This window comes from Chryseobacterium oryctis (assembly GCF_025971925.1).
Classification (GTDB): domain Bacteria; phylum Bacteroidota; class Bacteroidia; order Flavobacteriales; family Weeksellaceae; genus Chryseobacterium; species Chryseobacterium oryctis.
The window spans coordinates 66,898-79,818 of the sequence record NZ_JAPDHV010000007.1 but is presented as its reverse complement, the minus strand read 5'-3'; the positions used below and the strand labels follow the sequence as shown (position 1 = coordinate 79,818).

The 12,921-nt window shown below is 31.0% G+C and carries 13 protein-coding genes; 6 read left to right on the top strand and 7 right to left on the bottom strand.

Annotated features, from left to right (window positions below; genetic code table 11):
• Nucleotides 1–36 precede the first annotated feature (36 nt).
• The 3 genes from OH806_RS14310 to OH806_RS14300 are packed head-to-tail and all read right to left on the bottom strand — an operon-like array spanning nucleotide 37 to nucleotide 2,323.
• Nucleotides 37–801, bottom strand: a complete 765-nt coding sequence (locus tag OH806_RS14310) for a hypothetical protein (RefSeq protein WP_264744355.1) — start codon at nucleotides 799–801, stop codon at nucleotides 37–39.
• A gap of 1 nt (nucleotide 802) precedes the next feature.
• The gene (locus OH806_RS14305; RefSeq protein WP_264744354.1) at nucleotides 803–1,564 is read right to left on the bottom strand and encodes a cupredoxin domain-containing protein; all 762 of its coding nucleotides are present in this window, start codon (nucleotides 1,562–1,564) and stop codon (nucleotides 803–805) included.
• A 9-nt stretch (nucleotides 1,565–1,573) separates the two neighbouring features.
• Complete coding sequence (locus tag OH806_RS14300; protein ID WP_264744353.1) at nucleotides 1,574–2,323, bottom strand: hypothetical protein; 750 nt, start codon at nucleotides 2,321–2,323, stop codon at nucleotides 1,574–1,576.
• A 930-nt stretch (nucleotides 2,324–3,253) separates the two neighbouring features.
• Between OH806_RS14300 and OH806_RS14295 the strand changes: the two genes are divergently transcribed.
• The 5 genes from OH806_RS14295 (at nucleotide 3,254) to OH806_RS14275 (ending at nucleotide 7,199) form a co-directional block, all read left to right on the top strand.
• The gene (locus OH806_RS14295; protein WP_264744352.1) at nucleotides 3,254–4,585 is read left to right on the top strand and encodes a tetratricopeptide repeat protein; all 1,332 of its coding nucleotides are present in this window, start codon (nucleotides 3,254–3,256) and stop codon (nucleotides 4,583–4,585) included.
• Between the two features lie 483 nt (nucleotides 4,586–5,068).
• Complete coding sequence (locus OH806_RS14290; RefSeq protein WP_264744351.1) at nucleotides 5,069–5,407, top strand: helix-turn-helix domain-containing protein; 339 nt, start codon at nucleotides 5,069–5,071, stop codon at nucleotides 5,405–5,407.
• A 136-nt stretch (nucleotides 5,408–5,543) separates the two neighbouring features.
• Nucleotides 5,544–5,945: a hypothetical protein gene (locus tag OH806_RS14285; RefSeq protein ID WP_264744350.1), complete on the top strand. Its 402-nt coding sequence runs from the start codon at nucleotides 5,544–5,546 to the stop codon at nucleotides 5,943–5,945.
• Nucleotides 5,946–6,153: 208 nt separating this feature from the next.
• Nucleotides 6,154–6,714: a DUF1684 domain-containing protein gene (locus OH806_RS14280; protein ID WP_319804134.1), complete on the top strand. Its 561-nt coding sequence runs from the start codon at nucleotides 6,154–6,156 to the stop codon at nucleotides 6,712–6,714.
• A gap of 11 nt (nucleotides 6,715–6,725) precedes the next feature.
• On the top strand, nucleotides 6,726–7,199 hold the full coding sequence (locus OH806_RS14275) for a GNAT family N-acetyltransferase (RefSeq protein WP_264744348.1): 474 nt from the start codon (nucleotides 6,726–6,728) through the stop codon (nucleotides 7,197–7,199).
• A 35-nt stretch (nucleotides 7,200–7,234) separates the two neighbouring features.
• Here the strand turns inward: OH806_RS14275 and recO are convergent, their stop codons facing one another.
• From recO to OH806_RS14255, 4 genes are read right to left on the bottom strand one after another with little or no spacing between them, the layout of a single operon-like run.
• On the bottom strand, nucleotides 7,235–7,921 hold the full coding sequence (recO, locus tag OH806_RS14270) for a DNA repair protein RecO (protein ID WP_264744347.1): 687 nt from the start codon (nucleotides 7,919–7,921) through the stop codon (nucleotides 7,235–7,237).
• A complete protein-coding gene (porZ, locus tag OH806_RS14265) occupies nucleotides 7,921–10,164 on the bottom strand; it encodes a type IX secretion system anionic LPS delivery protein PorZ (protein WP_264744346.1) in 2,244 nt (747 codons plus the stop codon). The genes recO and porZ overlap by 1 nt, the downstream gene beginning before the upstream one ends.
• A gap of 2 nt (nucleotides 10,165–10,166) precedes the next feature.
• Nucleotides 10,167–11,117 carry a bifunctional metallophosphatase/5'-nucleotidase gene (locus OH806_RS14260; RefSeq protein ID WP_264744345.1) on the bottom strand — a complete coding sequence of 317 codons (951 nt, stop codon included), beginning with the start codon at nucleotides 11,115–11,117 and terminating at the stop codon, nucleotides 10,167–10,169.
• Nucleotides 11,117–11,875, bottom strand: a complete 759-nt coding sequence (locus OH806_RS14255) for a 5'-nucleotidase C-terminal domain-containing protein (RefSeq protein WP_264744344.1) — start codon at nucleotides 11,873–11,875, stop codon at nucleotides 11,117–11,119. Before OH806_RS14255 ends, OH806_RS14260 begins: the two co-directional genes overlap by 1 nt.
• 107 nt (nucleotides 11,876–11,982) lie before the next feature.
• On the opposite strand from OH806_RS14255, the gene dapA reads away from it, so the two are divergent.
• Entirely contained in the window at nucleotides 11,983–12,855 is an 873-nt protein-coding gene (dapA, locus tag OH806_RS14250; protein ID WP_264744343.1) for a 4-hydroxy-tetrahydrodipicolinate synthase, read from the top strand.
• The last annotated feature ends 66 nt before the right edge of the window (nucleotides 12,856–12,921 follow it).

The window sequence follows — 12,921 nt, the reverse complement described above, 5'->3', positions numbered from 1 at the left end:
TCATAACTAAAATAAACAGTGTTTTTTACAGGAAATTTAAGGAATCTCACTATATAAAATACTGATAAAAGAGGGACCTTGTTTCCAAGAACATGCGTTAGAGTTTGCTAATACTTGAATTATAGAATTAGCCTCGAGCACTGTGCTTTTAGTGATATACGCTGAATATGAGCTATTGTATATTAAAGTAGTGACTCCATTGGCTGCATACTCGTCTGAAGTTTCAAGAAAAATAAATGGAGCATATACTTCCCAATCGATTGAGTTTGACATATCACATTTGACATCATAGGAAGTAAAACCTGCAGTAATGGTATAAATTCCTTTTTTGGCGACTGTAAATTTGTTGCTTGTACTATTCCAGGTACCATATGCAGGATCTATACTGGAATTAATTGTAGGAAAAGAAATAGGGACATAGCTAGAGATTGCATTTGTAGTGGTACTATTTGAATCTCTTTGAGCATTAAAAATTTGTACTGTTGCCCCTTTGGGAAGGTTACCCCATACCGGTGCTGTATCTGGACCTTGTGAAATTAGATATTCTCCTGCATTTCCGGGTTTTTTTGCTGGCATAATTGCTTTTCCAAAAGTCAAGTCTCCGGATAAATTGACATCTATTAACATTTGATTAGATGAATTACTTGCTTTTAATACTTTTCCGGAGGTATTAGAATTTTGTGAAACCACATCTAATGTAGCGGTAGGAGTATTTGTGTGAATTCCTATTTGGGCTGTTATTTTATTTATGGAAAGTATAAACAAAATAAATATGATAAAATGTAAAGAAATGTTTTTCATGTTAATTGGTTTTAGGAGAATAGTTGATGTTGAGTATAGCGTCTTTATATTGCCAAGTGGATTGTGAAGTATTCAAATTACTGGTTTGTACAGTAACCCATATTTCTGTTCCTGCCGTAAGATAACGGGTTACTTTTCCTGTGCAAGTCATATTATAACTGCTCCCCTGATTACGGGTAGCTTTATAAAGCTGTTTATAACTCCCAAGATTAATTGTCATAACTGCTTTTCGATTAGAGGATGATTGGCTGGTACTTAAAGGAACTGTAGCAGTTATATCATAAATTCCATTTTCCAAAACAGTGTAACGTTTTGTTGTAGATTTCCAGTTTCCTATAACAGAGCTGCTAATGGTAGGAGAAGTTCCAAAGTCAATAGAAATGTCTGAATTTGAAGCCAATCCGCTTATGCTTAATGAATTTTGTGCATGATATGCAATTGCAACATATTTATAGAGAGGAGAGTTGGAAACATCTTTCCATTGAGGGGAGGTATTGGCTCCATTAGATCCTAGTACATACCCACTAGTACCGGAAGAATTGTTGGCAATTAAACTTCTTTTGAAAAATAAATTTCCGTTTTTTCCGACCGACATTAGATCTTGTTTACTATTGTCTCTTATTTTTATTATATGTGTATTATTGATATTGTTATCAGCAACTACATCAAGCATAGCTGATGGGTTGGTTGTTCTTATTCCAATTTGTCCCATGAGGGCTTGAACTGTTGTAAGAAAGGTAATTATTGTTGTGTGTATTTTCATATTTGTTTTTTAAAGTTCTACATATTTTATTTGCAGAGAAGATTGGGTCTCTCTCCATTGGTTGGCGTTGAATCCTGAAATATATATTTTATCTCCAATATTTAATTTTTTTACAACTTCTCCTGCAACCGTATTGTAGTAGGTAGCAAAACCTGGAGAATAACCTAGTATTACATCTGCAAAAAACTCATATTCATCTCCTGCTGTTAGTTTAGCAAAAGCTTGAGTAGGAGTTTCATTTGTTCCTGTATACATTTCTAATGAAAAGGATATGATATAAACCCCATTTTTGCTAACTGTAAACTCACGATTTGTTGTACTCCAGATCCCGATAGAAGAATTAATTATATTTGTGGTTGAAGGTCCAACTTTAATCCATGTTGAGGCAGAATTATTTAGGGTTCCTGTAGTTCCTAAATATGCCCCCTGGAAAACGTCATAAATCTGTTTTGTCTGTTCAGGAAAAATAGCTTTCCACTCTGGAGCGTAACCGGTACCTTTAGAAAATAAATATTCCCCTTTTTTACCAGGATTTCCATTGGGCATCAAAGCTCCTTCAAATTGTAAATTTCCGTTATCAAAAACTGTAAAAACCTCGTTGTTTGTAGCATCATTGGCTTCAATTGCTTTTGTTGAGATACTATTACTTTTAGATTGGATATCTAGGGTTGCTGTAGGGTTGTTCTTGTTGATTCCTACTTGGGCGTATGTGTTTTTCAATATAAATAGAGAAAATATTATAAATATATTTTTTTTCATAATTAATGAGTCTGTATTAAATTACTGTCGTTTAATCTGAATAATTATTGAATGAATAATTTCACTTAGAATATTATTTTCTTAGACGGAATTGAGTTTTCAGTACAAAGCGAATTGTTTCTAGATTGAAATATGTAGTTGTATTAGTGAACGTAATGTGAGCACCAATTTTTCACCTTTTCTGTTACTAACTTCATGTAGAATGTTGGCTAAAACAGATGAAATGAAATTTTATCTGTTTTGTATTAATACCTACATTAATATTTTTGTTTAAATAGACGACCTCCAGAGAAAGGAATTTTAAAAAGGGAATTATTTTTTTCATTTTATGTGTTTTTTATTTTATGTTGATCTCCAAGTTTTCATTTTGTTCTCATAATAATCAAAATAGAGAATTGAAATATTGAAAATGATAAAATTTTGACAAAAATAATGCTTTTGTATAAAAATATTCACACTGCATTTGCACTGCAATTATATAGATTATTGATTATCAATTGTCAATTATTTTATTGAAATAGGTTTAAATTCTATATTTCTTTTCACGAGATAAATTTGTGTTATTAATGTATCGATGTTATATGTTAAAAAAAACAATTATGAGATTCGGTGTATTTTCTAATATAGATGCTGGATTTTAATTGATTTTCTTATGTTTTATTTCGTATTTTTCATAATTTATGTAGTTTTAGGTATAAATTACATAACACATTGCTATCACAGTTGATAAAATTTCTTATTTTTGTGCTTTATGGTTTAATAATTGTAAATGGATCTTACATCAATTGATGAATGTAAAATTATATGCTTAAAAAATTTATTCTATTTTTTTGTTTTATTCTAAGTATTGGCTTTTTTAATGGGCAGTGTAGTGAAAAAGAGATAGCTGATAAATTAGATAAATCAAAACATTACTTTGCAAATTTCGATATGCTGTCTTCTGTAAAGATGGCTCAAGAAGCTCTGAATCAGGCAACAGAATGTAAAAGTTCTTTAGGAGTTACGAAAGGAAATATTTACATTGCAAAAGCTTTGATCGAAGTGGGTAAATTCAATGATGCATTTTCTTATTTAAAAGAAATTGAAAAAGAAAGTCTCTTTAAAAAAGATAAAATAATACAATCTGAATATCATCGTTTACGAGGGCTTATCTTTTCCCAGACTAACTTATATGATAAAGCAAGAGAAGAGTTTAGAAAACAAATTAAGTTATCGGAAAAACTGGATGAGCAATCTAAAAGATTAAGTTCTTTTTGGGCGCATCAGAACCTTGCTCAGATATTTATAGAACAAATGGAATATGATTCTGCGATGGTTCATTTAAAAATTCAGGAGAAAATACTTGAAGAATTTGATGAAAAGGCTGATCTGTATAATTTTACAACAACATATGCCCAAATTGGAGAAGTGTATATTTTCCAGAATGAATTAACAAAAGGGGAAGAATATTTAAAGAAATCCCTAGATCTTCTGAATAAAAATAAGTCTAACTACTTGTTTTTTACTTTGAAAAGATATGGTGATTTAAATGCAAGAAAAGGAAATGAGGGTTTAGCAATTAAATATTATGAAGATGCATTGCAAAATGCAAAAGATTTAGGATATGATAATGCGGAGAGAGAACAATATTCTGTATTGGTTGATTATTTGAAGAATTTTCCTTCCAAACAAAACCTTTATACAAAATATTACAATGAATCTAAAAAAGTAAGCAAAAAGGTTGATAATGAAAGACAGCAGCTCACTTCTAATATTATCTCTTACTTAAATAATACCGAGATTAGCAAATCTAAAGATAAAATTGATTATTACAGAACGATAATTATTTCTTTGTCTATACTTATTGTTATAGCTGCTATTGCCGTTTTTTTAAAAATAAAAAATCAGAAAAAGAAAACAACGCAGTATTTATCACAGTTGAAAGATGATAGGGAAGAATTAATTTCAACATTAAACGAAAATAAATTTGAACAATTAATACAGTTAGTAAGAGCAAATTCTCCTGAATTTCTAATTTTATTCAAAGAGCTTTATCCCGATTTTATATCAAATTTAAAAAAACTAAACCCGAATATTAAAGTTTCTGAGTTATCGTTTTGTGCGATGATATTCTTAAATTATAGTACTAAAGACATTGCAGAATATACGTTTGTAAGTATACGTGCGGTGCAAATCAGAAAAAACAGACTTAGAAAGAAATATAATATCCCTTCTGAGGTGGATTTAAATGTTTGGATGAGAAGTTTAGATACTAAAGAGTAATTTTCCTCTATTTATACCTGCGAATATTTCATTTACGTTAACATTTATACAATAATATAATTCAGATTAAATAGTTTTTAGTTTGTAGTATTTATTTTAATTAATTGTTTTTCAATTGTATAAATACGGGTGATACCTGTGTGATACGTATAAATATTGATAAAAAAAATCCTTGATATATATTTGTCGAAATATTGCTAGTGAATAATTAATTATTAGTTTCCCCTCTGCTAATTTTTATTCCGCAGTAAAAAACATAGGATGAAAAGAAATTTAGCCTAACAAGTACACAAAATTCAATTGCCAAAAAGCATTTGCCTTTTTGTGTACTTCCCTTGTTTATTTATCGATAGGTTTTAATAAAAGAAGTAATAGAATACGATTTCATATTATGTCTCAAAAATCTGTTATGACATCATCCTTTGTTTATAATTTGAATAGCCAAAGTATTAATGTCAAATAAATAAACCAATTAAGAAACTAATGAATTGCCCTCAAAACTCACCCGATTATAATAAAATATATTCTGATATCATTGCTAAAAAGTTTCCGCACAAATGGCAATCTTGTAAGAGTATTCTTGAAAAAGAAACATTAACCTCTGTTGATATTATTAAGATTAATGAAAAAATCTTTGACGGAATTCAAACCAATAGTGTAGATAATCAAAGGTTAAGAGCGTATTCTAAAGAGGATATTCTGAAAATTTTAGAATATCAAACTAAAAACAGACTAAACAAAAGCCAATTAGCCGCTCATTTCAGATTAAGTAGAAATACAATTACAAAATGGAGAAGGCTATATTTGGTTGATGAGTTATAAATTCCAGATTAATTATTGAGCTGAAAAGTTTATTTTACCCGTTTAATAATGGAAATTAAATGGGGAAGAATGGGTTTTGTCATTCAGAAAGTATTTTAAAGTAAGTATATTTGCAAGGTAATAGAAAATATTTCTTGTGGCTGAAACAATTGAAAAACCTGTCATTGTAAAAGAACTTTTAGAATCTCTTCAGACAAAAGTAGAAGAAGAGAAACAAGTGATTGTGCATTGCTGTTTTCCGGCTTCACCTTTTTTAGGAAATCTTATCAGAATTTGGCAGTCAACATATCTTTTTGATAATCATTCTGAACATAGAAGTGAATTAATACACGCAGAAAATATTACCATTTTTCCCAACTGGACGCCTGTCCCTTTTATGCGTGATTTTTGGTTTACACTTATATTTTCAGGACTTCCGAAAGATTGCAAAAGTTTTGATTTGAAAGAAGTAATTCCCGAAGAAGGAGGCTTCTATGTTGAATCAATCAAAAGAAATTCATCGGATATTTATCGTGTGAAAATTTCAGAGTCGTATTGATATATCTGTATTCTATTTTTTTCCTGAATTAAGATTTGTATTACATTATTAAAATTAGCCTATTTGTTAATTTGGAGCATTTTTTGTAATATAATATTAATAGTATTTACAGTAAAAAATCTTAGTTTTAACAAGTAATTTAGACACGTTCATGAAAAAATATATTTTGATATTGTTACTTTTTCCATTATTTGCCTTTTCTCAAAAAATGGTGTCACAAGACATAATGGAAATAAAGGAATTTCAGGAAAAACTAAATGCAGAATATCTGAATCCTGCTGAAACGCCTTTAAGAGGAGATAATTTTACTAATTTTAAAGGTCATCCGTTCTTTCCGTTTGCTTTAAAATATAAAGTCACAGCAAAATTTGTAAAAACAAAAAATGCTAAACCATTTGAGCTTCCAACATCGTCAGGAAAGACGAAATCTTATAAAGAATACGGAAAAGCTACTTTTGAGTTAGACGGAAAATCTTATACGTTGAGTTTGTACCAAAGTTTAGATTTAATTAAACAAAAAAAATATAAAAATTATCTTTTTCTGCCTTTTCGTGATGCAACCAACGGAAAAGAAACTTATGGAGGCGGAAAATATATGGATTTAACGATTCCTAAAGGAAACACAATTGTTTTAGATTTCAACAAATCTTACCAGCCTTTTTGTGCTTATAATGCTTATGATTACAATTGCCCGATTGTTCCTGAAGAAAATAAACTTCCAATTGAGATTCGTGCAGGTGTAATGTATGAAGATATTTATCATCATTAAAATATTGATTTATGGTTAGCCTGCGTTTTTTTAAACACGATGATTTTCCAGAGTTAAATTATGTTTTGGATGAAATTCAGGCTCAATATACTTCTACCGCAGAATTCGCATTGCAAAGAATCAAAGACAGAAATACAAATCAAGAATTTCCGGTAACGATTTTTGAAAATGAGAAATCTGCAGGATTTTTCACCCTAGATTTTGGAGAAGATAAATTGGATTTAACGGATAATATGCATTCAGTTTTATTGCGTTCATTGTCTATAAATCCTCAAATGCAGGGCAGAGGAATAGGAAAACTGGCAATGACTGAAATTGATAGTTTTATACAAGAACATTTTAAAAATTGTAATGAAATCGTTTTGGCGGTTAATCAAAACAATGTTTCGGCTTATAATCTTTACCTCAAAGTGGGTTACCAATGTGATGGGAAAACACGCATGGGAAGGAGTGGACCACAATTTTTGATGTATAAAAAACTTTAAATTATTGATGAATTTTGTAATGAAACTTCATTAATTTATTCAAAAATTTCCTGAATAACTTCCAATGAATTGGGTGTTTTGAAATCAGTAATGTGGTAGTGATAATATACCAAAATACTGTCTAAAAAATCTTTTCTGAAAGAAGAATGAACTCTTATTTGATAAGGGTTTTCAGCCAAAAGAATAGCTTTCCAAATATTTGAAATATTGTCATTGAATAGCTGGTGTGTTTTTTCATGGGTGAAAGTTCCTGTTTCTGGGTCTAAAAAACTTTCGTCATTAATTAATGGAGAAACGCCTTGTATTTTTAAAATTTTAATCAAAAAAATTAAATGAGACTGATAGTTTTTTTGAGCTAACTCATCAATAAACTCATCAAGACCTGTATAAATACTAAGATTCTGATTTTCATGTCTTAAATTTTGATTCAAGAAATCGGTAATAAAGAAAATAATGGTATTGGTCTTAATATCGGTGTAAATATCATTACTTTTTATCAGTTCAAAATTGGAAACGGTATGTATTCCGTTTCCTTTAATGGGATTCAATGAAAAATTGATTTCACTTAACGGCAGAAGTAAGGCTTTTTTCTTATTTCTTTTGGAATAAATTCCTTTCAAAAAATAAGACTGAAAGCCATCTTCTTTTGTAAAACAATGCAGAACTGCATCATTTTCACCATATTTTAAGTAAGAAAGTAAAAATGCGTTTTGTGAATTCATTAATTAACGACACCTATTTTAGCGGTAGCTTTGTCTGAACCATCTTCATTGGTCATTAAAACAAAATAAATTCCGGAAGCGACTCTTTTTCCTTTTTGGTTATTCAAATCCCATTCATAATAGCCACCTCTTGCCACCGCTGAATGTACAACGTTTCCTGCAGCATCTACGATTCTTATGTTTGTTTTTTCAGCAAGACCTTTTATGGTAACAAGACCTTTGAAATTAGAGTAAACAACAGGATTGGGGTATACTAATACATTTCCGAAATCAGATGTTACCTCCGCAACATCCCCTTGATAAGTAACAATACCATCAAGTGTTACAAAATAAACTTTTCCCGTTTTTTTATCAACTTTTATGTCTGTCACACTATTGGTTGGAAGAGGGGAGTTTTCTTTTGTAAAGTGTTTTATAGTTCTCTCTCCATCAGGTGATAAATAATATACACCACCATCTTCTACGGCGACCCATTTATGATTTCCTCCATCTACTTCAATTTGTAATATTGTATTATCTCTGAATAATTCTTCTGCAATTCCGTTTTGTTCAATAATTACAGGAACAGCTTGCGGTGAAGGTTCAGTTATTGCTGCTTTTGGATTTGAAAGTATTCTTAAACCTAATCTGGTACCAATCCAAACATTATCATCTTTATCAATTGCAGCAGATACGGTTCCACTTGCGGGTAATCCGTTTCCTTTTTGTATAATCTTGTATGGAGTAGTAGTGGAAGTAGGATTGCTACTATATTCTTTAATGATTAGTCCTCCCGGATCAAAAAATGGAGAAGGTAAATATAAAATCCCATCTTTTGTAATTGGTTTTTGAGAACCTCCGGCATTAATAATAGGAACAAGAGTGAAGCCATCAGCAGATTTGTTGTAAAAGAAATATCCTGTATTTGCAGATCCACCTTCGATAAAACATACAGCAGCGAATAAATTATTGTTTTCATCAAATGTTAGTCCTGTAATTCTATTTAAATTTGGTGCCGAATCATTGTTTTTATATACTTTCTTGAAAGCATCGTCTTCCATTTTGTAAATGCCTTTTTGATTCAGTGCGTGGATGTGATTCGTAAAAAATACTTCAGAAGGATTAGAAGGATTAGGAACTACATCCAAAATGTTAAACTGAATAGGATTATTTGCAAAATAATCTGGATAAATCCACTTACTTCCATCAAAATGATAATATCCAATATTTCTACCAGGTGTAGGATCATTGTAGCCAACTTTTCCTCCGGTGGCTACCCAGATTTGATCATTGAGTAAAGAGATTTTATATGAAATATTACTATATGGACCATCAGGTTTGAATATTGTGCCATCTTCTGTTTTTATACCAGACAATTTTGTTCCACCATAAATTTTTCCATTAACTTTTGTTGCAGTATTACATTCTTCTCCAATACTCGTATTACCAGTCGTCGTTCCGTTAGTTGAGAATGTATAAATTCTGCTGGCATCTGTCACAACAATATCATTATTTGTCACAACAATATCACGAATACCCCCGAAACTTTGAGGCAGAGGTGTAGAAACTCCATTGTTATATAAATAAGCAACAGCTGAGGAACCAAATGATAAAACAGATTCTGAATCAATTTGGGTGAATGAACCCGTCATTTCTGTTGTCCAGGTAGAGTAAACAGGGAAGGTTGTGTTCATCTCATGACTTTTTAATCCTGAGTTTGTCACAGAAAAAACTTTATTTCCTACTAAAGCCGCTTCATTACTTGCTTCGTATACTCCTCCGTTCATAAAGAAGGCAGAGTCATTAAATTCTTTTTTTGTTAAGTCAAAAACAGAGACACCATATCCTACAGAAATAATAGCTTTGTTACCAGTAATGGATATATGATTAATTTTTTTGTTGCCTGTATAGCCTGTTGCTAAAGGAATATCAACAACATAAGTAACACCTTCGGGTGTGATAACGTCAAGAGAACCATTTTGGTAACCAACAAGACCAATATTCGTTTGTGGGTTATAATCAAATGCTGATATTTTTACATCGTGAAGACCATTGGCTTTAGATAATTTCGTAATCTCACCCGTTGAAATTGTATAATAGAAGATCCCGTTTTCTGTTGCCGCAACTATTTTTCCGTTGCTTTCCTTCATGGCTAAAACATTATTGTAGGAAAATAAATCCGCCCATTTTTTTGAAGAAATATTCTGTGCATTTACAAATTGCAGGGATGCTAAAATACCAAGAGAGATTAAAAGTTTTTTCATGCTTATGCTATTATACTGCTATCAATTACCTGATTATTCCAGGAAATATGTTTTACATTTTTGTTTGTATCGAAATAAAAATCAATTCTGCCTAAAAGAAGTCCAGCCCAACCAACCTGGTTTACCAAAACATTTTTTCCTTGCCTATTCGTAAAGGTTTGAGGTTCCGGTAAAAAAGTATGAGTGTGTCCCCCTAAAATAATATCAATATTTTCAGTTTTGGCAGCTAAGATTTTATCACTTATTTTATTGGGTTCGTCTTTGTAGTCATATCCTATATGAGAGAGGCAGATTACAAGGTCACATTTTTGTTCGTTTTTCAGCAAGTTTGAGTAATGCTGAGCTACATCAATAGGGTCTGAATAAATAGTTTCTCCATATTGTTTTTTACCAACTAATCCATCCAATTGAATTCCTACTCCGAAAATTCCTACTTTGATTCCGTTTTTGTTGAAAATTTTGTATTGAGATGTTTTTCCGTCAAGAACAGTATTTTTAAAATCATAATTTGAACAGATAAACGGAAATTTTGCATTAGGTAATACTTTTAAAAATCCGTCTAAGCCATTATCAAAATCATGATTTCCCATTGTGGAGGCATCATACTTCATCATTGACATTAATTTGAACTCCAATTCTCCACCAAAGAAGTTGAAATATGGAGTCCCCTGAAATATATCTCCGGAATCTAGAAGTAAAACATTAGATTCCTGATTTCTGATTTGTTGAATTAAACTAGCCCTTCTTGCAAATCCTCCCTGATTAGGATTTTTGCTATAGCTTGAATCAAAAGGTTCTATTCTGCTGTGTTGGTCATTGGTATGTAGAATAGTCAGTTTGTTAGCAGATTTTAAATCAAGAATTTTTAATTCTTCTGCCATCATCATATTGGGAGCTAAAGCCATAGCTAAAGTTCCGCCACCTATTGCTTTTAAAAAACTTTTTCTATCCATTACTGCTTACCAATAAAATTTAAACGAACATCTGTATTTGGAATTACTTCAGGATTTTTTTTGAAGTAATCAATAAATAAATCCCTCAATTTAATGCCTGTTGGGATAGATTCTCCTTTTAAGAAAAACTTCATATTGTCTCCTCCAAGAGCCAGATAATCGGAGGTTGCAATTAAATACTCTTGTGTAGGGTTTACTGTTTTTCCGTTAATTAAAGTTTTTGTTATTTGTCCGTTATCTGTTTCTATGTATAAATGAGAAACAGGGTTGTTTACCTGAGTTTTTGCATAATAATCAAAAAGTCCCTGTAAATCCGAACCCTTCATTTTTACAATAATAACTTCATTTTCGAAAGGCATTACTTCAAATACACTTTTCAATAAAATATCCCCTTTGCCAATTGTTGTTCGAATTCCTCCGATATTTATTAATGCGGCATCGATATTTTTTTTAAGATTTGTTTTTGCCCATTCTTCAGCCCCATCGAATGTATAATCTGCTAAAAGATTGCCCAAATTACTATTGTCACCTTGTTTGGTAAGGTCTTGATTGGTATAGGAAATTTTCTGGTTCATTTCTTTATCCAATCTTTGCTTATAAGGTTCAATAAATTTTACAAACTCTTCATCATTCTTTAGCTCATTATTAATAGAAATGTTTTTCTGAGTCTGCACATTCGAAACCTGCAGTGGAGAAACCGTTTTGCAGGCAGAAAGAGCAATCAGAGCAATTCCTAGTAACAAGAATTTATTTTTCATAATATCTTTTAGTATATGCAAATATAATTATATGTATAATAAAACATTATTATTTATTAGAAATTCTTAGCAGAAATTGCTAATTTTGAAAAAAATAATTCTAACAGATGAGCATTTTAAAAGGAGTAGGTGTTGCATTGGTGACACCCTTTAATGAAGATTTATCCGTTGATTTTGATAGCTTGACAAAACTTGTTGAGTATAATATCGAAAACGGAATCAATTATTTAGTGGTTTTGGGAACTACTGCGGAAGCTGCAACGCTTTCTGCAGAGGAGAAGAAACAGGTGATTGAGCATATCATTAAGGTTAATGATAAACGCCTTCCTTTGGTTTTAGGAATTGGTGGAAATAATACTCTTGAAGTAAAAAAACAGATTGAAGAAACAGATTTATCTGCATTTGAGGCGGTACTTTCTGTGTCTCCATATTATAACAAACCAAATCAAGAAGGGCTTTATCAACATTACAAAGCACTTGCTTCTACAGGTAAGAAAATTATTATTTATAATGTTCCGTCAAGAACAGGACAGAATATTGAAGCTGATACAACGTTGCGTTTGGCAAAAGAATTCCCGAATTTATTCTTAATAAAAGAGGCTGCACCAAATATTCTTCAGTATTTTGATATATTAAGAAAAAAGCCTGAAGGTTTTAATTTGGTTTCCGGAGATGACGAATACACACTTCCTGTAACTTTGGCAGGAGGGAATGGAGTGATTTCTGTAATTGGACAAGGATATCCAAAAGAGTTTTCTGCGATGGTTCAGTTGGCTTTTGAAGGAAAAGTAAAGGAAGCCTATGAAATTCACAACAAATTGGTAGAAATTACAAGACTTATTTTTGCAGAAGGAAATCCTTGTGGAATAAAAGTTATTTTGACAGAAAAAGGAATTATTAAAAACTATTTAAGACTTCCATTAGTTCCAGCTTCAGAAGGTCTTTATTCAAAAATAAAAGCTGAAATGGCAAAAATTTAATAAGGGTGTCTTTTATTATTTAAAATTTGTAGTAACATTTTAAATCGAAAGTTGACTTATTAAAAC

Excerpts from the sequence above, each read along its gene's own strand:
- OH806_RS14300 (WP_264744353.1), bottom strand. The coding sequence starts at position 2,323 with ATGAAAAAAAATATATTTATAATATTTTCTCTATTTATATTGAAAAAC.
- dapA (WP_264744343.1), top strand. The coding sequence starts at position 11,983 with ATGAGCATTTTAAAAGGAGTAGGTGTTGCATTGGTGACACCCTTTAAT.
- recO (WP_264744347.1), bottom strand. The coding sequence starts at position 7,921 with ATGAATTCACAAAACGCATTTTTACTTTCTTACTTAAAATATGGTGAA.
- OH806_RS14275 (WP_264744348.1), top strand. The coding sequence starts at position 6,726 with ATGGTTAGCCTGCGTTTTTTTAAACACGATGATTTTCCAGAGTTAAAT.
- OH806_RS14280 (WP_319804134.1), top strand. The coding sequence starts at position 6,154 with ATGGTGTCACAAGACATAATGGAAATAAAGGAATTTCAGGAAAAACTA.
- OH806_RS14260 (WP_264744345.1), bottom strand. The coding sequence starts at position 11,117 with ATGGATAGAAAAAGTTTTTTAAAAGCAATAGGTGGCGGAACTTTAGCT.
- porZ (WP_264744346.1), bottom strand. The coding sequence starts at position 10,164 with ATGAAAAAACTTTTAATCTCTCTTGGTATTTTAGCATCCCTGCAATTT.
- OH806_RS14305 (WP_264744354.1), bottom strand. The coding sequence starts at position 1,564 with ATGAAAATACACACAACAATAATTACCTTTCTTACAACAGTTCAAGCC.
- OH806_RS14290 (WP_264744351.1), top strand. The coding sequence starts at position 5,069 with ATGAATTGCCCTCAAAACTCACCCGATTATAATAAAATATATTCTGAT.
- OH806_RS14255 (WP_264744344.1), bottom strand. The coding sequence starts at position 11,875 with ATGAAAAATAAATTCTTGTTACTAGGAATTGCTCTGATTGCTCTTTCT.
- OH806_RS14295 (WP_264744352.1), top strand. The coding sequence starts at position 3,254 with ATGCTGTCTTCTGTAAAGATGGCTCAAGAAGCTCTGAATCAGGCAACA.
- OH806_RS14310 (WP_264744355.1), bottom strand. The coding sequence starts at position 801 with ATGAAAAACATTTCTTTACATTTTATCATATTTATTTTGTTTATACTT.